At 69.9% G+C, this 15,684-nt stretch carries 21 protein-coding genes; 9 read left to right on the top strand and 12 right to left on the bottom strand.

Features of this window, described 5'->3' with window-relative positions:
• Positions 1–37: 37 nt before the first annotated feature.
• The 6 genes from AC068A_RS36140 to AC068A_RS36115 form a co-directional block, all read right to left on the bottom strand.
• Positions 38–271, bottom strand: a complete 234-nt coding sequence (locus AC068A_RS36140) for a hypothetical protein (protein ID WP_478590538.1) — start codon at positions 269–271, stop codon at positions 38–40.
• Between the two features lie 254 nt (positions 272–525).
• Positions 526–1,395 (bottom strand): cytochrome c biogenesis CcdA family protein, encoded by an 870-nt coding sequence (locus tag AC068A_RS36135; protein ID WP_478590537.1) that lies wholly within the window; start codon positions 1,393–1,395, stop codon positions 526–528.
• A 6-nt stretch (positions 1,396–1,401) separates the two neighbouring features.
• Positions 1,402–1,995 (bottom strand): redoxin domain-containing protein, encoded by a 594-nt coding sequence (locus AC068A_RS36130; RefSeq protein WP_478590536.1) that lies wholly within the window; start codon positions 1,993–1,995, stop codon positions 1,402–1,404.
• Positions 1,996–2,093: 98 nt separating this feature from the next.
• Entirely contained in the window at positions 2,094–2,807 is a 714-nt protein-coding gene (locus AC068A_RS36125; RefSeq protein ID WP_478590535.1) for a Crp/Fnr family transcriptional regulator, read from the bottom strand.
• A gap of 188 nt (positions 2,808–2,995) precedes the next feature.
• Complete coding sequence (locus AC068A_RS36120; protein ID WP_478590534.1) at positions 2,996–3,478, bottom strand: hypothetical protein; 483 nt, start codon at positions 3,476–3,478, stop codon at positions 2,996–2,998.
• Between the two features lie 83 nt (positions 3,479–3,561).
• Positions 3,562–4,155, bottom strand: coding sequence for a class I SAM-dependent methyltransferase (locus AC068A_RS36115; protein ID WP_478590533.1), 594 nt, complete (start codon positions 4,153–4,155; stop codon positions 3,562–3,564).
• Between the two features lie 25 nt (positions 4,156–4,180).
• Here AC068A_RS36115 and AC068A_RS36110 point away from each other — a divergent pair, with 25 nt between their 5' ends.
• Positions 4,181–4,447 (top strand): hypothetical protein, encoded by a 267-nt coding sequence (locus AC068A_RS36110; protein ID WP_478590532.1) that lies wholly within the window; start codon positions 4,181–4,183, stop codon positions 4,445–4,447.
• Positions 4,448–4,582: 135 nt separating this feature from the next.
• Here AC068A_RS36110 and AC068A_RS36105 read toward each other — a convergent pair whose 3' ends face one another.
• On the bottom strand, positions 4,583–4,849 hold the full coding sequence (locus tag AC068A_RS36105) for a hypothetical protein (RefSeq protein ID WP_478590531.1): 267 nt from the start codon (positions 4,847–4,849) through the stop codon (positions 4,583–4,585).
• A 244-nt stretch (positions 4,850–5,093) separates the two neighbouring features.
• On the opposite strand from AC068A_RS36105, the gene AC068A_RS36100 reads away from it, so the two are divergent.
• A complete protein-coding gene (locus tag AC068A_RS36100; RefSeq protein ID WP_478590530.1) occupies positions 5,094–6,851 on the top strand; it encodes an FG-GAP repeat domain-containing protein in 1,758 nt (585 codons plus the stop codon).
• 144 nt (positions 6,852–6,995) lie between these two features.
• Here AC068A_RS36100 and AC068A_RS36095 read toward each other — a convergent pair whose 3' ends face one another.
• The 3 genes from AC068A_RS36095 to AC068A_RS36085 form a co-directional block, all read right to left on the bottom strand.
• Entirely contained in the window at positions 6,996–7,892 is an 897-nt protein-coding gene (locus AC068A_RS36095) for a S1 RNA-binding domain-containing protein (RefSeq protein ID WP_478590529.1), read from the bottom strand.
• Positions 7,893–8,159: 267 nt separating this feature from the next.
• Positions 8,160–8,729, bottom strand: a complete 570-nt coding sequence (locus AC068A_RS36090; protein WP_478590528.1) for a DUF6434 domain-containing protein — start codon at positions 8,727–8,729, stop codon at positions 8,160–8,162.
• 1,180 nt (positions 8,730–9,909) lie between these two features.
• Positions 9,910–10,344, bottom strand: coding sequence for a VOC family protein (locus AC068A_RS36085; protein ID WP_469307640.1), 435 nt, complete (start codon positions 10,342–10,344; stop codon positions 9,910–9,912).
• A 126-nt stretch (positions 10,345–10,470) separates the two neighbouring features.
• On the opposite strand from AC068A_RS36085, the gene AC068A_RS36080 reads away from it, so the two are divergent.
• Complete coding sequence (locus AC068A_RS36080) at positions 10,471–11,553, top strand: helix-turn-helix transcriptional regulator (protein ID WP_478590527.1); 1,083 nt, start codon at positions 10,471–10,473, stop codon at positions 11,551–11,553.
• Between the two features lie 11 nt (positions 11,554–11,564).
• On the opposite strand, the gene AC068A_RS36075 is transcribed toward AC068A_RS36080, so the two are convergent.
• Positions 11,565–11,891, bottom strand: a complete 327-nt coding sequence (locus AC068A_RS36075; protein WP_478590526.1) for a TfoX/Sxy family protein — start codon at positions 11,889–11,891, stop codon at positions 11,565–11,567.
• A gap of 146 nt (positions 11,892–12,037) precedes the next feature.
• Between AC068A_RS36075 and AC068A_RS36070 the strand changes: the two genes are divergently transcribed.
• The 4 genes from AC068A_RS36070 to AC068A_RS36055 all read left to right on the top strand — a co-directional run bounded on the left by AC068A_RS36070 (position 12,038) and on the right by AC068A_RS36055 (position 14,092).
• Positions 12,038–12,436 (top strand): VOC family protein, encoded by a 399-nt coding sequence (locus tag AC068A_RS36070; RefSeq protein ID WP_478590525.1) that lies wholly within the window; start codon positions 12,038–12,040, stop codon positions 12,434–12,436.
• A 162-nt stretch (positions 12,437–12,598) separates the two neighbouring features.
• On the top strand, positions 12,599–13,006 hold the full coding sequence (locus AC068A_RS36065) for a VOC family protein (protein ID WP_478590524.1): 408 nt from the start codon (positions 12,599–12,601) through the stop codon (positions 13,004–13,006).
• A gap of 32 nt (positions 13,007–13,038) precedes the next feature.
• A complete protein-coding gene (locus AC068A_RS36060) occupies positions 13,039–13,413 on the top strand; it encodes an ester cyclase (RefSeq protein ID WP_478590523.1) in 375 nt (124 codons plus the stop codon).
• A 253-nt stretch (positions 13,414–13,666) separates the two neighbouring features.
• A complete protein-coding gene (locus tag AC068A_RS36055) occupies positions 13,667–14,092 on the top strand; it encodes an MmcQ/YjbR family DNA-binding protein (protein ID WP_478590522.1) in 426 nt (141 codons plus the stop codon).
• Between the two features lie 43 nt (positions 14,093–14,135).
• On the opposite strand, the gene AC068A_RS36050 is transcribed toward AC068A_RS36055, so the two are convergent.
• Positions 14,136–14,273: a hypothetical protein gene (locus AC068A_RS36050; RefSeq protein ID WP_478590521.1), complete on the bottom strand. Its 138-nt coding sequence runs from the start codon at positions 14,271–14,273 to the stop codon at positions 14,136–14,138.
• A gap of 176 nt (positions 14,274–14,449) precedes the next feature.
• Between AC068A_RS36050 and AC068A_RS36045 the strand changes: the two genes are divergently transcribed.
• Together AC068A_RS36045 and AC068A_RS36040 are read left to right on the top strand one after the other, a co-directional pair.
• Positions 14,450–14,701 (top strand): antitoxin MazE7, encoded by a 252-nt coding sequence (locus AC068A_RS36045; RefSeq protein WP_478590520.1) that lies wholly within the window; start codon positions 14,450–14,452, stop codon positions 14,699–14,701.
• 2 nt (positions 14,702–14,703) lie between these two features.
• Positions 14,704–15,084: a toxin Doc gene (locus AC068A_RS36040; protein ID WP_478590519.1), complete on the top strand. Its 381-nt coding sequence runs from the start codon at positions 14,704–14,706 to the stop codon at positions 15,082–15,084.
• Positions 15,085–15,684 lie beyond the last annotated feature (600 nt).

Raw genomic sequence — 15,684 nt, 5'->3', positions numbered from 1 at the left:
CAGCCCCATCGCTTACGAGACAGCGTCCGAGACAACATCAACTACGCTGGCACCAGCCGCATAACCCGTGCCCAGGATTCGGGGTCAAGGCCCGGTGGTAGCCGTCCTGGCTGTCGGACAGGCCGGTGCCTGCGGCGGCGTGGTCCATGCCCGGCATGGACGAGGAGTCGTTGGACGAACCGCAGGCGGTCAGCGTCAGGGCCAGAGCAGCGGCGGTGGCGGTCGCCGCGAGAGCACGGCGCCGGACGGTGAAACGAGTGAGAGCGGACATTTGAGAGGTCTTTCCGGGTGGGCGCACCGCACAGTGACGCGCGCGGGAAACGTGGAGGGCGCCGGCCGAGTCCCGGCCGGTGGCCGGGGCGTCGGCGGTGCCGGTCACGTCCTCGCGATACAGACCCGGAGCAGCAGATCCCGCCCGCCGTCCGGTGGGCCGCGCCGCCTGATCCTGCCGGCGGTCCGCAGGCGCGCCCCAAGGCTTTGCAGGCAGTCGCGCACGCGGTCAGCACGTTCGTAGGTGGCGAAGGCTCACGGTTGGAGGGTCGTGCGTGCGGGCTGGCGCTTACGCCTGTGCCGCCGGATCAGCAGGGCCGCGAGGAGCAGCACTGCGAAGAGTGCGGCGGTCACGGTCGGCCCGATGGTGTCGAGGGCGCCTGCGATGGTGCGCTGGAGGGTTCCGGCCGCGTCGATGACGGGGTCTGTGGTGGCGGGGTCGTGCTGGATACGGATTTCGTACCAGCCGTAGTAGGCGACGTAGGCGCCGACGAGGAGGAGCAGGGCGCCGCCGAGGCGGGGGGCGAGGGCGCCGAGGCGGCGTAGGCGGGTGACGGCGGTGGTGCGGGTGAGGGCGACGGTCAGCGAGGCGGCGCCGACGATCAGGCCCATCCCGGCGCCGTAGGCGGCGAAGAGCGCGATGCCCTCGACCGTGGAGCCGGTGCGGAAGGCGGAGACGACGATGGCGAGGAAGGGGGCGATGGTGCAGCCGAGGGAGGCGGTGGCGTACGCCATGCCGAACAGCGCCATCGAGGGCAGGGAGCGGGTCACCTTCGGTGCGCGCCGGAGTTTCGGGGTGAGGGTGGGGAGTTGCCGGCCGGCCAGGAGCCAGGTTCCGGCGGCGGCTATGAGCAGGCCGAAGGCGATGGTGAACCAGGGCAGGTGCTGCTGGACCTGCCCCGCCACGGGCTGGATGGCCAGGCCGAAGATCCCGAAAAGGGCCGCGAATCCGGCGGTCATCGCGACGGTGGCGGTCAGGGCCCGGCCGACGGCCACGGCACGGCTCGGGGTGTCGTCGCCGAGGACGAGCAGGGACAGGTAGGCGGGGAGCAGGGCGAAGCCGCACGGGTTGACGGCGGCGAGCATGCCGGCGCCGAGTGCGAGGGCGAGGGGGAGATCGGTCATGGGGGTTCAGCCGGTGAGTCCGGCGACCTTCTCGGCCAGGCCCTTGCCGCCGGGGAGTACGCCTTCGTAGACGGTCTTGCCGTCCTTGTCGAGGATGACGTAGCGGCTCTGCTCGGTGACCTTGAAGCGCTTCCACACCTCGCCGTTCTCGTCGGACAGGTGCGGGAAGGAGCCGGTGCCGGTGTCGGAGACGAAGTCGCGCATGGCGGCGTTCTTGTCGAGGCCGGCGACGCCGACGACGTTGGCCATGCCCTGGTAGTCGGCGGCAACCTTGGCGGTTTCAGTGGCCTGGGCCTTGCACTTGGGGCACCAGGGCGCCCAGAACCACAGCACGGTCGGCTTGCCCGCGAGGGTCTTCGCGTCGAAGGGCTTGCCGTCCACCGTGGTGGCGGTGAAGTCCAGCGCCGCGGGCACCGTGGCCCCGTCCGCCCCGGTGCCGCTCCCGTCGGAGCTGGCGAGCGGCCGGGCGGGGGACGATGCGTTCGACGGGGAGACCGCTCCCGCAGCACGGGCGGAATCCGAGCCGCCGCTCGCACCGCACCCGGTGAGGGCAAGCATGGCGGCGGCGACGGCGGCCGGAAGAAGGATGCGGGCGCGCATGAATGACTCCTGAGTGTCGGGGACCGGAGGGGAGCGTAGATCGCCTCCTCGGGTTGTGGGGTGGCTGGTGGCCTTACGGTTCGGCGACGCTCACGGGGTCAGCCCGCCGCGTCCTGGAGGCGCTCGCGGTCGAGTACGGTGATGCGCCCGCGGGTGAGCCGGAGGAGTCCTCGGTCCTCGAGGTCGCGCAGCACTTTGGTGCAGGTTTCGCGGGAGGTGCCGGCGAGCGCGGCGAGCTGTTCGTGGGTGAGGGCGATCTGCGGGTGGCGTCCGCCCGGTCGCAGGGGGCTGCCCGACGGCTGGGCGGTGCTCAGGGTGACCAGGGTGGTTGCCACCCGCTGGGCGACGGTCTTGAACACGCTGTCGGACAGCCGCTGCTCGAGGTCGGACAGCCGGCGGCCGAGGATGGTCGTGATGCGGGCGGCGATGCGGGCGTCGGTCAGCAGCAGCCGGTTCACGTCCGTGCGGCTCATGACGCAGACGACGGTGTCGTCGAGGGCTTCGGCGTAGTTGTCGTACATGTGCTGTCCGAGCAGGACCATCTCGCCGAAGATGGTGCCCGGGGAGATGATCGCGGTCGTGAGCGCGCGGCCGTCGGCGGAGACGCGGAAGACGCGTACCCGGCCCTTCTTGAGGATGAACAGCACCTCGGAGGGCTGGGTGGGCGTGTACAGGATCTCGCCCGCGTGGAAGCTCTTCATCGGTGCCGCCTGGGCGATGGCTTCCATCTCCTGCTCGGAGAGGTCGCAGAAGATGTCGACCTCGGCCAGGCACCAGGTCCGCTCGGAGGCGTCCGATGTGGCGTGGTTCATGTGGTGCGTTCCCTCGCGTCGTCCCGGGGCCCACGGTGGCGGGGCGGCGCCCCATGCCGGGCTGGCCAGCGCCTCGGCGCTACCGGCCAGACAGTAGGGCACCGCACCGCCGTCGACGCGGATGCGGCGCGGTGCCGCGCCGGGCGGCGGGGCGGTGGGTCCGGGGGGTGACGCGGGAGCCTCGCGGTTCATCGGGCGGGGCCGGTGCGCTTGCCGGTCTCCTGGGCGATGGACGCGAACGTCGCTCCGGCGAGGAGCCCGTAGACGAGGTGGGCGCCGAGGCTGGAGGCGGACACGTCGTTCCATTCGAAGACGGGCATGCCCATGTTGGCGGGCATGATCCACAGTGCGCCGACGGTCCACCACACCGCGCCGTAGGCGAGGCCGAGGGCGATGGCGGGGGCGAGGCGCTGGGCGAACTGCCCCAGCACGACGCCGAAGGTGATGCCGGCGAAGGTGGCGATGGCCAGGTGGATCAGCCATCCGGCGAAGGCGTTGGTGGAGCCGAGGAGCCCTGCGATGATGGTGATCATGGCGGTGTCCATCATCGGCCGGGACACCGACATCCAGATGCCCATCCCGATGCCGCCGACCAGTCCGGCCGCGGCACCCCACACCGCGTACACCGGGATCGCGGCCGTTCTCGGGGATGCCTGCACGGTGGTAGCCATGGTGATCGGCCTCCTTGTGCGGTTGTCCTTCCGTTCTCGTCGCCGACCCTAGGGCTCGGGTGGGTGCGGGTATGTGAGGGCGCTTACGTACCCGGGAGTAGCTCGCCGTCCTGTCGGGGTACCTTCACCGCGGTCAGCAAGGCATAGCCGAAGACATCGTCGGCGACGGCGGCGCGGGCCGCCTCCAGGACGGCCGGGGCCGCCTCCAGATCCACGCCCGCGTCGGCGAGGCGGTCCGCGGCGGTGATGCGCAGCAGGCTCAGCCGGGCCTGGACCTGGTCGATCATGCGGATCATCGCCTCGTCATGCCGCTCGGTGGTGAGGATGCGCAGCCCGGCCGCGGCCAGGATCTCGGTGTACGCGTCCAGCGGGCGGGCGTCGGCGATGCAGGCGATCCGGGCGCCCAGCCCGCGAAGCTCGGGCGGCAGACGGACGGTGTCGGCGGTCACGTCGGTGATGCCGAGGCGTCCGCCAGGCTTGAGGACCCGGGCGAACTCGGCGGCGGCTCGGGTCTTGTCGGGGAAGGCGCACAGCGCGCACTCGCACACCACCGCGTCGAACACCCCGTCGTCGTAGGGCAGGTGCTCGGCGTCGCCCGTGGTGAAGACGGCCCGGTCGGCGAGCCTGGCGGCCTGGGCGGCAAGATCCGGACGGACCCGCCCGGGCAACAGCAACATCAAACGCCTGCTCGGAACAGCCGCCATGGCCGCGATCAGGGACAAGACCTCCTACATCGCCACGTTCTTCCGCCGCATCTCCGCCCGCAGAGGCGGCAAACGAGCCCTCGTCGCCGTCATGCACAAACTCGCCATCGCCATCTGGCACGTCCTACGCAGCAAGGCCCCCTATCGCGACCTCGGCGCCGAGTACTTCGCCAAACGCGACCCCGAACGCGCCATGCGCCGCATGACCAAGGAGGCCAACAGCCTCGGACTGACCGTCCGCTTTGAACCCATCACGGTGGGCTGACCTGCATCGTCCACTCTATTTTCGTGTCAGACCCCCCGGTGCCCGTGGCCAACTGCACGACCGCCGCTGCGACCTGCGGTCGGGCTCTGGCGGGGGCAGCAGGTTTTCGCTTCCCGCGTGCGTCGGACGGTGCCGTCAGCGGTCGGCCCGCTCCGCCTGGGCGAGCAGGGGTTCCGCCCAGGCGGGAAGAGCGCTCGCGGCGGGCCGGGGCGGACGAGGGTCGCTGGTGATGTCCGTCTCCCAGTCGTCCCCCGCCCAGTGCCGCACCACCTCGTCCGGGGCGAAGAGCTTGAGCCAGGTGGCCGGCGGGGCCGTGGCGGCCAGCTTGCGGACGTCGGCCTCCACGGGCGCGGGCACCGCGTGCCGGGAGACCTCCTTGGACAGCCCACGGCGATGGTCCACCCCACAGGGAGATCTCGTCGGCGAACCCGCCGCTGCGGTAGTGGCTGGCCCGCCGGTCGAAGCCCTCGGCCCCTCAACTGCGCCTATGGAAAAAGGAATTGGTGCAGCACTTGCACCGGCGTGGTCAATGGCGCGGCATACGCGGCACGGCTGGAAGCGGGAACCGTTCACGCGTGGATGTGTGTCTCCGAGCACACAGCGAGACGTGTCCGGGCGGGTCCCGGCTCGATCCTCAGGGGGGATCTTGACTTCATCGCACCGCGGAAGACTGCGTGCACTGGCCGCCGGCGGCGTACTGGGCCTGGTCGTCAGCGCCCTGGCTGCCGCCCCGAGCAGCGCCGCCCCGCAGCCCGGCATACCCGACTCCGCCCCCGCCCGGCCATTGGTCGGCCCGGCGGCGGACTCGGTCTCCGAGGCCGCACCGGGCAGCGATCGCGAGTACCCGAGCGTCGTCCTGCCCGGCCGCGCCACACGGCCAGCGCCGCTGGCCGCCGCCAAGCCGCGGCACGACGTCGACGGCGACGGCATCAGCGACATGATCGTCATGGAGTACGACCAGACCACGGCCGTCTACCTGTCGTCGATCTCGTCCTGGAGCGAATACGCGATCTACAAGACCGACCCCGACCCCGACGCCTCGTTCAAGGACCTGCTGCCGGTGGGCGACGTAGGCGGCACCAGCCAGGCCGAGCTGCTCTCGCTCTCCTTCGACGGTGTGCTCACGCTCTACGAGACCGGTCTGACGAGCACGTCGGCGCCCCTCTGGTCGGGCCGCGGCTGGCAGATATACAACCGCGTCATGGCCACCGGCGACGTCACCGGGGACCGCCACCCCGACCTGCTGGCCCGCGACCACACCGGAGACCTGTGGCTGTACACCGGCACCGGAAGCGTCAGCAAACCCTTCAACACGCGGGTCAAGGTCGGCTCCGGCTGGGGGATGTACGACCAGCTGGTCGGGGCCAGCGACGTGGACGGCGACGGCCTCGGCGACGTCCTCACCCGTACGCTGAGCGGTGAGTTGTGGTTCCACAAGGGGGCCGGCAGCGCCACCGCCCCGCTCAAGGCCCGCGTCAAGGTCGGCACCGGCTGGAACACGTACAACGTGATCACCGGCTCGGATGACGGCGACGGCGACGGCCTGAGCGACCTGCTCGCCCGCGACCGCGACGGCGTGGAGTACTGGTTCAAGTCGGTCGGTGGCGGCCGGTTCGCCGCACCCGCGTACTTCGGCAGTGGCTATGAACTCAACAAGTTCATCGTCGGCGCGGGCACCACGCCGCTCTACGGCAAGGCACAGAACCTCGGCACCGAAGCGGACAACGACCTCGCCAAGTACAGCGCCCTGGCCAACGGCGACTACCGGATGCCGCCGGTCTGGGCCGGCAAGGAGACGCCCGGCTCCCGCAACACGTACGCCACCGGGCTCAACAGCCGCAACCACGCGACCTTCGTGCAGAACATCGGCAGCGACCTGTACATCCAGGGCGAGCGGGTCAGCACGACGTGGAACTACAACCTCATGGTCGGCCCCGGTGACCTCACCGGCGACGGCAAGGGCGACCTGCTCAGCCGCGACTCCGGCGGCACCCTGTGGCTCCATCCCGGCGACGGCGCGCTGGTGACCAAGTTCGGCGCGCGTATCAAGGTCGGCACCGGCTGGAACGGCTACGACGCGCTCGTCGGCGCGGGCGACTACTCCGGCGACGGGCGGCCCGACCTGCTCGCCCGGGACACCTCCGGCCGCCTGTTCCTCTTCAAGGGGACGGGCACGGCCACCGCGCCGTTCGCCGCCCGGGAGCAGGTCGGCAGCGGCTTCGACCAGTACGACAAGCTGTTCGTCCCGGGTGACATCGACGGCGACAGCAAGGGCGACCTGCTCTGCCGTCTCCCGAACGGCGTCGTGTACCGGTACTCCTCGACGGGCAAGGCCGGCACCGAGACCTTCGCCGCCCGGGTGAAGTTCGGTACCGGTTGGAACCTCTACAAGAACATCATCTGAGTCCCGCGGCCGCCCGGTCGCGAAGCAGCGACGGCGCGGGCCCGGTCCACCGGCACCAGCCGGCGGGCCGGGCCGGTGCCCGCCGGCTGGTGCGGCCACCCAGGGATGAACAGGGCACAAACCGTCCAGGAGGTGGTGCGCTCGTCACTCCCACCGGCCCTTGACGTCGATGGTGGCGTCTCCGGCCCTGATGGTCTGCCTCGTGTCGTCCTTGTTACGGTAGGTGCTGTCCGCTCCGCCAGCGGTGCCCAGCCGCACCCGGTGACGTTGGAGGTCGACCTCGGCGACTTTCACCGTGATCAGCTCGCCTTCATCGACAAGCTGATCCGGGGTCTCGACCGGCTCGTCAGTCAGCTCTGAGAGGTGCAGGAACCCCGCAACGTCGGGAGCAAGCTGCACGAACACACCAAAGGGCACGATCTTGGTGATCGGCCCGGTAAGGATCCTGCCGACCTGATCTGCAAACCGAATGAGCGGATCTTCCCGCAGAGCCTTCAGCGAGAGCGTGACCTGTCCGGAGCGTGTCTCGGCAATGATCACCTCGGCGGTGATTCGTTGGCCGGCTTCGACTGCCTCGGAGGGGTGGCTGATCCAGCCCCACGTGAGGTCCGGCACCCGGACGAAGCCGGTGCAGAGGCCGTCCGGTTCGCCATCGACGTGAACGAAGACCCCGAAGTTGTGAACTGCGGCGACCGTCCCAGCCACGACCTGCCCTCGTTCAAAGGCGAGGAGAAAGGTCCGCAAGGCCGGAATCTCGCACGCCCTGGCGGAGAGGTGAAGCTGACCTTCCTGCCAACGTCCGATCTCTTCGGCATTGATCTCCTGGCCGACCTCAAACAGCTCGGATGGATGTTCCATCCGCCGCATCGATGCCTCATGTCGGGGAATCCGAGCGATCTCGCCTTTCTCTCCTCCGGCATCCACGAGCTGCACCAGGACGTCCGCCCCGTCGAATCCGGTGACCCTCACCGTTCTCACTGCCCCCGGCCGGAGCTGGTTGATCAGGGACTGCATGCGAGGGTCACGGGCTGGCTCGGACATGGAGGTGAGCCTAGTCGGCGCGGCCGCACTGGTCCCAATTCTTCTGACCAGCTTCCAACTAGCGAGTCGCGGCTCAGGGATGACGGAAGCTGAATTGTGCTGTCGCATTCCAGTTGTCAGGTGGTGCGGTTCTGACATGCAGGGCTGCCAGATGACCTGGAGATGCGGTCCGGTGACATTCTCAGACGAGTTGGCCTTCACGGAAGGAATCGCGCGACTGGGTTCCGGCTCCCAGGCACTCGGCGTCCTGGCATGGCTGTGGGTAGGTCACCCCGTGGCCGGACCACGAGGGCGGTCGCGGTGAGCGCGCCAGGCAGCGAGCGCTTCGGTCCTGCGGCCGGCCGGATGCTCGGCATGCCAGTCACGCAGGAAACGGTTGAGTTCGAACTGCGATCCGATCTCCTGAAGCTGGGCAGCGGCCTGGCGTGTGGCGTGCCAGTGGGCGACGGCGTCGGCCAGGGTGCGCCCTGCGCCTTCGCTGACGAACGCCCGCATGTGGGCGTCGAAGTGAAAGCCCGGGCCGATCTCGCGGCGGAAGTACTCGCGCAGCACCTGACTGCACCGCTGGCCCTCAGGAATCACGGTGGACCCGCTCACTGGCGCGGTGAGCTGACGGCCGGCGCTGCGCGTCCGGGGCGGCGCGGCCGGCGGGGCGACACCGTCCAATGCCGCCCGTAGACGCTCCGTCAGCGCCACTTTCCCACCGCCCCGCGGCACCCCGAGCTCCCGGGCAAGCGCGGTCAGCTCGGCCAGCGTCCAATACCAGCGGGCCAACTCGTCACCGCTCAACGCGGCACTCAGCCCCGGTCGCACCTCAGCGCCCGTATTCGAACTCATGTCCCCATGATAGGAGAAGCGGTACGCCCAATGTTCGGCAGACGAACCGGCGGCCAACCGCGACGCAGTGAGAATCTGGCAGCTCGGATGGGACCGAGTGAGAATCCGACAGCTTCACTGCGACAGGACACCCGGGCTACGCGCACGGGCCGGCTGAACGGCGGTGCGGTGACAGTTTGGGCTGCGAGGTGACAACTATCGCTGCGAGGCAGGCACAGGCGGGCAAGCCTGGAGCGGGCACGGTCCTGCACGGGTTGCACCGAGAGGGGGGCTGGAGAGTTGTCTGCACGGTTGTACTAGGCGGGGGGACCGGTGAAGTCCACGTCCCACCGGCCTGGCCGAGCGCGGACTCATGCGGGAGATGCCCGACTGGTTCCGCCTCGACCGCACCGAGGGCCAGGAGCACGCCCTGTACGTCGCCGCGGGGAAGGGCACCCTGCGCCAGCAGCTCACCGGCTGGCTCGCCGAGGCGGGCGTCCCGGTCCTGGTGGTCCGCGGCTTCAGCTCCCAGTCGTACGCCGACGTCGTCCGCGACCGAGTCACCCGCGGGCAGCGCGACGGGGTGCTTGTCGTGGTCGGTGACTTCGACTGCTCCGGCGAGGACATCGAGCGGGACTGGGTGGAGCGCACGGGCTGCTGGACCCCGGTGGCCCGGGTGCTGCTCACCTACGCAGGTACGCGCGTACGGGCTCCCGGCCACCGAGGGCAAGAGCGGCGACCCCAGGTGGCCGGCCTTCGCCCGCCGCTACGGCTTCGACGTCCGCCGCCCGGTGCAGTGGGAGGTGGAGGCGCTGGAGCCGGACGAACTCCGGCGCCTGGTCCTCGCCGCCGTCGACCCGCACATCGACCGCGACGTCCTCGCGCAGCAGATCGCCCGCACGCAGAAGGCGCCGAGGGCCAGCGCGTTGCGTTCTCTGAACTGCGCGAACACAGGCCAACGGTCGCTCTGGGTACCCGCGTTGCAGCTCCGTGTTGCATCGCCGTCCGGTGCCGGAAGGCAAGACGAAGGCCCCAGGGGGGTCACGACGTCCCGGGGCCGTCCTCGGCTGGGCCGCAGATTTGGACCTGCCCCCGGCGACCGCTCGGCGACCGTCGTGATCCGGCGGCGGGATCTTGAGGGTGGAGCTCGGCGCTCGTCACTGTGGCTTCGGATGGGAGGGGCTGCTACCCAGGAGGATGGTCAGGAGGTGCTGTCCGCCGGCATGCCGTGCTGGGGCTGCAGGAGTTCGTGGCAGGTCCCGGAGTCGTCGCGGATGAGCGCGGAGATGCCCCAGGGCTTCTGCTGCGGTTCCTGAAGGACGGTCACCTCGCGCGCCGACAGTTCCTTGACGGCTGCGTGGCAGTCCTCGACGGTGAATGTGCAGCCGAACAGCGCACCCTTGGCGAGCAGCGACTTCAGCTGCTCGGCGGACTGCGCATCCTGCAGCGGTGCTCCCGGAACCATCAGGCTGAGCTGCAGCTCCGGCTGGTTCTCCGGGCCCACGGTAAGCCAGCGAGGGTCCTCGCCGGCCGGCACGTCCATGCGTACCTCCAGGCCGAGCTTCTCGGTGAAGAACGCCTTGGCCGAGTCCTGGTCCAGCACCCAGACCACGACCGTGTTCACTCCAGTGATCATGATTTCTCCCGTTGTGTGAGGTACATCCGAACGTCCGCGAGGCGGTCCCTCGACCGCTTGGACGTCTTCGACGGTAGGTCCCTATCAGGACAGCTCGTGTCACCCTTTCCTGGCAGTCTCGGTGCCATGACCTTGGACCTGCCCGCCCGCATGCTGCGCCTGCTGGCCCTGCTGCAGATGCGCCGCGCCTGGACGGGCGGCGAGCTCGCCGACCGCCTCGGTGTCACCCTGCGCACCGTCCGCCGCGACATCGACCGGCTGCGTGAGCTCGGCTACCCCGTCCAGAGCACCACCGGCCGCACCGGCGGCTACCGCCTGGCCGCCGGGGCCGACCTACCGCCGCTGCTCTTGGACGACGAGGAAGCCGTCGCCATCGCCACCGCCCTGCGCACCGCCACCAGCGGCGTCAGCGGCATCGCCGAGAGCGCGGTGCGCGCCCTGGCCAAACTGGAACAGGTGCTGCCCGCCCGGCTGCGCCACCAGGTCGCCGCGATCCACGCCGCCACCGCCACCGTCCCCTGGGACCAAGGACCGGGGGCCGACCCCTCCGCGCTGGCCGTCCTGGCCGCGGCCTGCCGCGACCACGAGATCGTCACCTTCACCTACGTCTCCAGGAGCGGCGGCAGCGCGCGGCGGCGAGTCGAGCCGCACAGCCTGGTCGTCGCGGGCAGCCGCTGGTACCTGATCGCCTACGACACCGGCCACAACGACTGGCGCACCTTCCGCGTGGACCGGCTCACCGAATCCGCCCCCACCGGCCACCGCGTCACCCCCCGCGAGCTGCCCGCCACCGACCCCGTCGCCTTCCTCGCCGCCCGCGTCGCCGCCGCCCCCGCCCGCTACACCCTGAGCGTCACCGTCCCCGCCGACGCCGCCACCGTCCTGGAGCGCACCCAGGTCCTGCCCGGGCGCGTACGGAGCACCGGCGCGCACACCAGCACCGTCGAACTGGCCGCCGACAGCCCCCGCCGCATCGCCCTCCAGCTCTTCGACCTCGCCCCCGGCCCCGGCAGCACTTTCCAAGGCAGCCCCGAACTCGCCCCGCACCTGGAGCAGGTCGCCCAGCTCCTGCAGGACGTGGCCCGCGCGCTCACCGCCGGCGAGCCGGACGAGCCCCCCACCACGAAAAACCGCCGAGGGGCCACCCGCGTCGCTCCGGGCGTACACCGCCGACCGCTGGGGTCACCTCCCGGTCGGGGCACCTGGTGATCGTGGAGGGGCTACTTCGGCGGAAGTCCGGCAGCGGCTTCCCGGCCCAGTTCCAACCAGTCGTCCAGGACGTCGTCGTCGAGGACTTCTCCTGCCACGATGACCCAGCCCTTCGAGATCCGGCCGCGGACCTCGAAGGGCCGCGCGCCGGGCTGGGCGAGAGCCTGTGGGGTGTCGTCCTGGGTCACTCGCACCAGCAATTCGTCGCCGACCACGCCGACCGCCGTGTTCCCCTGCACCGTGAAGACGAGCCCGCCGAACATCTTCTTCGCGGCGACCTCGTCGCCCTCCTCCAGCAGCCCCCGGACCCGCTCCGCCAGCACCTCGTCATACGCCATGGCCCTCACGCTACCCACACGCCACGGCAGATACCCGCGCAACCCCCACCACGAGCCATATAGGACATTCACTGTCCTATATGGCCATTACGGTCGCCTCAGGGGGCGAAACCGCCCCAGCCGACCCCCACCCACAGGAGAAGACCATGGTCGACACACATGCCGGCAGCGCCGTGAGCGGCAAGGTCCTGTCGCACGCGATCTGGGCCGAGGACGGAGGCGAGCTCGCGGAATTCTACGCCGCCGCCCTCGGCGCGCAGGTCTCCGAGCCGTACCGGGACGAGGACGGCAACCCGGCGGCCTTCCCCGTGTGGGTCGGCGACATGATGTACGTCTTCTGGTCCGCCACGTCGTTCAAGGCCCCGATCTGGCCGAGGGACGAACTCGCCTTCCACATGGACATCAGGTTCGACGACGTCGCCGCGGCGGAGGAGCGGCTCCTCGGGCTGGGTGCCACCAAGCCCGCCCACCAGCCGGGCGGGGGCCACTGGACCGTCCTGCTCGACCCCTCCGGCCAGCCCTTCTGCATCAGCAGCACCCGCTGACGGCCCCAGCCGCTCACAGCGGCTGCTCTCACCAAGACGGCGGCCCCCGGAGTGCACGCCCGCCCCGACCGGCGGAGAAAGAAACCGCGGAGCGCCGGGCGCATGCCGGCCTCGCGCTCGCACACCGGTGAAGACCGCACACCATCCGATCATGGAGGATTCATGCCGTTCGCTCCCTGCCTGAGTGTCAAGGACACCGCGGCCAGCGTCGCGTTCTACAAACAACTCGGCTTCGACGTCGACTCCAGTACCGCCAAGCCCGGCGACGACATCCACATGCTGCTCTACCAGGGCGGATTCTGCGCCATGCTCTACAGCAACGCCGACCTGAAGAACTGGCTGCCCAGCCTGGCCGACACCCCCATCGGCTTCGCCGGCATGTTCTACCTCGGCGTGGACGACTTCGACGGCGTCCACGACCGCATCTCCCGGCACGCCGAGATCATCAAGGACACCGACACCGACCACACCGGCCAGCGCATCTTCTACTTCCGCGACCCGGACGGCTACGTCATCGGCATCAACGACCAAGCCGCCCTCCAGGCCAGCGAACTCGGCAAATACGCCTGACCCAGGCTCCGGACAACAGAAAGACCAAAGCCATGAACAGCGACACGCTCGTGCACGAGTGGGCCAACGCCTACAACGACCAGGACTTCGACCGGTTCGGGAACCTGTACACCGACGACACCGTCTACGAGTGCGGGCCCTTCGGGCTCGCCTTCACCGGCCGGGACGCCTTCGTGCGCCACTTGCAGGAGTACGCCGGTGCCGTTCCCGACCGGAAGTTCACCATCAAGCGGATCATCGCCGACGGGGACGCCATCGCCGTCGAATTCGACTTCGCGGGAACCAGCTCCGGGGTACACCCGGGCCTGCCTCCGGCGGGAGAGCCTGTCACCGTCAGCTTCTGCTCGGTCCTGCAACTGCGCGGGGACCGGATCGCCTCGCAGACCGACTACCTCGGCGGACAGTGACCTCCTCTGAAGGCACAGACGCAGTTCCGGGTGCCCGCCGACCCGTAGCCCCGGCCGTCATCACCGCGGCTGGGGGCCGGGAAACGGGCCATGACCCGGCACCTTCAGGATTCCCCTGGCTCGAAGCGTGGTCCGGCGACGGTCCGCTACACCACCGGCCGCACCCGTCCGGGGGCTTCGCCCGCGGGAACGCCCGGCCGTGTCCCGGGGGCGGCCTGCCCCGTCGTCACCCCCGCATGAAAGACAGCACCGGATGAATCCCGACGACGTCGCGGCATACGCCCTGGGCCTGCCCGAGGTCAGTGAGGAAGAGCCATGGGGCCCGCACCGGCCCGTCTACAAGGCCGGCGGCAAGATATTCGCCACTCTGGCGGCGGCCAACACCTCCCAGCCCGACCGGCTGAGCGTGAAGTGCGAATCCGCCCTCGCCCTGCACCTGTACGAGCAGTACCCGGCGGTACGCCCCGGGTACGGGTACCAGGGCCCCCGGTGGCACTGGATCACCGTTCACCTGGACGGCACGGTCCCGGACGAGGAAATCGCCGAGATGATCAGTCACTCCTGGCAGTGCGTAGTGGACGGCCTGCCCCGCGCAGCGCGCGACCGGTTGCGCGGGCTCCACCGCGATCAGACTGAGCATCCCGCACAGGACGGGAGGGACGGACCGGCGCCGCTGTAACCGTACTCAAAGTGGGGATGCGACACAGCTTCTCAGTGAGCGGTCACGCCCAGTCCACGCCGAGCTTCGCGAGGGCGGCGAGCTGATCGGCGGCGAGCTTGTCCCGCCTCGACCTGGTGTTGGAGACCCCGTTCAACACCCGGATGGAGGCCTGGCAGCTCGTCCAGAACCTCGCCCGCATGGCAGCGCAGGCCGCTCCTGTCTGACGAGGGGCAGGGCACAGTATGAGAGACGTCAGCTCCTGCTCTTGAGAACGTTGCAGGTCACTGTGCTGAGGGATGTCAACGGGCCGCTCGGGATGGCGGCCTTCTCAGCAATCGGTATTCACGGAGGTACCTATGGGTGCATACTCGGGGCATGGCTGACACCACCGTGAAAGTGGACTCCGAGACCCGGAACCGGCTCGCTGCCGTTGCCGCCGCGCGCGGCATGAGCTTGCGCGCGTTCCTGGCGAACGTAGCAGTCCAGGAGGAGAATCACCTGAAGCTGCAGCAGGCGACCATCGTGTTCCGAGAGGTCACCGGGAAGCCCGGCGTTGCCGAGGCGTTCGATGCGGCCTTCCCTGACGAGGCCCCGGCTCCGCGGGACACTGCAGGGCGGGCGGCCTGACCTTGGAACTGCACATCGACATCCGGTGGCTCCTTGATCGGCAGGAAGAGCTGCTCGGCAAGGATCTCGGGGTTGTGGACTACTCGGGTCTCCAGGCAGCTGTCGCCCGGCATCGTGTGAACACCTCGCAGTTCGGTGCCCAGGAACCCGACGCGTTCTGGCGTGCGGCCGCGCTGCTGGACGCACTCGTGCTGCTGCGCCCGCTGCCGGCTCGCAACGCGTACTTCGCGTACGGCGTGGCCGTGGCGTACATCCGCGCCTCCGGGCAGGATGTCGACGACTCATTCGCCCCATGGGAGATCCTCATCCGCGACATCCGCGCGCTGCGGCTGACCGTGCACGACGTCGCCGACCGTCTGCGGTCGATGCACCCGGCTGCCTGAGCGCGGCCACGTCGGATCTGGACGCATCCGCGCAGGCCTCGAAGCGTGGCCCCTGGAGTGGATGATCCCGGACGAGCGCGATGGCCCTCCCGGCTCATTCCCGCGCGTCGGGTGGGCCTGCGCTGCCCACCGGCCCACGAGCCAGCGGCCGCGGTGTACGGGGCAGGATGCCGCTGACAGCGGCCAGCTGGGGATGCAGCGCTCGCGTGATGACCGCACCCCAGTTCAGTAGCCTGCACGAACGGCTTGCCAGCCAGGTGCGTCGTCCACTCCAGCATCGCTGTCCACGAGCGAATCCGTTCCACCGGGATCGAGTAAGCGTGAACGGGCGCACGCCCACATCGGTGGTGCCGCGTGATCCACCGGATCCGCGTTCCGGAGAACGCCTCGGGGCCGCCAGCCCGTGCCCACCACCGCTCCAGCGCACGCTGAGCGGCTGCAGCATTCACCTCCACCCGGCCATCGCCATCCGCGATCTGCCCGAGGCACCGATCGCACCACGCCGCTAAGGGCTGTCCCGTAAATGATCTTCCTGTTGCCTCGGGCATGGTTGGTCGCCGTGTGGGTGGCTCGGCTATCCGGCGAGGGCGAGGTTGTGCA

The sequence above is a fragment of the Streptomyces sp. NPDC043854 genome, from assembly GCF_056436005.1.
Note: the sequence above shows the minus strand (reverse complement) of the source record. Positions and strands in the feature narration are given on the sequence as shown.

What these genes read in the sequence shown, in the direction of transcription:
- AC068A_RS36140 (WP_478590538.1), bottom strand. Translation starts at nt 271, where the DNA reads ATGTCCGCTCTCACTCGTTTCACCGTCCGGCGCCGTGCTCTCGCGGCG.
- AC068A_RS36080 (WP_478590527.1), top strand. Translation starts at nt 10,471, where the DNA reads ATGACCTTGGACCTGCCCGCCCGCATGCTGCGCCTGCTGGCCCTGCTG.
- AC068A_RS36135 (WP_478590537.1), bottom strand. Translation starts at nt 1,395, where the DNA reads ATGACCGATCTCCCCCTCGCCCTCGCACTCGGCGCCGGCATGCTCGCC.
- AC068A_RS36085 (WP_469307640.1), bottom strand. Translation starts at nt 10,344, where the DNA reads ATGATCACTGGAGTGAACACGGTCGTGGTCTGGGTGCTGGACCAGGAC.
- AC068A_RS36050 (WP_478590521.1), bottom strand. Translation starts at nt 14,273, where the DNA reads ATGCGGGCGAGGTTCTGGACGAGCTGCCAGGCCTCCATCCGGGTGTTG.
- AC068A_RS36045 (WP_478590520.1), top strand. Translation starts at nt 14,450, where the DNA reads ATGGCTGACACCACCGTGAAAGTGGACTCCGAGACCCGGAACCGGCTC.
- AC068A_RS36070 (WP_478590525.1), top strand. Translation starts at nt 12,038, where the DNA reads ATGGTCGACACACATGCCGGCAGCGCCGTGAGCGGCAAGGTCCTGTCG.
- AC068A_RS36095 (WP_478590529.1), bottom strand. Translation starts at nt 7,892, where the DNA reads ATGTCCGAGCCAGCCCGTGACCCTCGCATGCAGTCCCTGATCAACCAG.
- AC068A_RS36120 (WP_478590534.1), bottom strand. Translation starts at nt 3,478, where the DNA reads ATGGCTACCACCGTGCAGGCATCCCCGAGAACGGCCGCGATCCCGGTG.
- AC068A_RS36130 (WP_478590536.1), bottom strand. Translation starts at nt 1,995, where the DNA reads ATGCGCGCCCGCATCCTTCTTCCGGCCGCCGTCGCCGCCGCCATGCTT.
- AC068A_RS36055 (WP_478590522.1), top strand. Translation starts at nt 13,667, where the DNA reads ATGAATCCCGACGACGTCGCGGCATACGCCCTGGGCCTGCCCGAGGTC.
- AC068A_RS36060 (WP_478590523.1), top strand. Translation starts at nt 13,039, where the DNA reads ATGAACAGCGACACGCTCGTGCACGAGTGGGCCAACGCCTACAACGAC.
- AC068A_RS36090 (WP_478590528.1), bottom strand. Translation starts at nt 8,729, where the DNA reads ATGAGTTCGAATACGGGCGCTGAGGTGCGACCGGGGCTGAGTGCCGCG.
- AC068A_RS36125 (WP_478590535.1), bottom strand. Translation starts at nt 2,807, where the DNA reads ATGAACCACGCCACATCGGACGCCTCCGAGCGGACCTGGTGCCTGGCC.
- AC068A_RS36115 (WP_478590533.1), bottom strand. Translation starts at nt 4,155, where the DNA reads ATGTTGCTGTTGCCCGGGCGGGTCCGTCCGGATCTTGCCGCCCAGGCC.
- AC068A_RS36065 (WP_478590524.1), top strand. Translation starts at nt 12,599, where the DNA reads ATGCCGTTCGCTCCCTGCCTGAGTGTCAAGGACACCGCGGCCAGCGTC.
- AC068A_RS36075 (WP_478590526.1), bottom strand. Translation starts at nt 11,891, where the DNA reads ATGGCGTATGACGAGGTGCTGGCGGAGCGGGTCCGGGGGCTGCTGGAG.
- AC068A_RS36110 (WP_478590532.1), top strand. Translation starts at nt 4,181, where the DNA reads ATGGCCGCGATCAGGGACAAGACCTCCTACATCGCCACGTTCTTCCGC.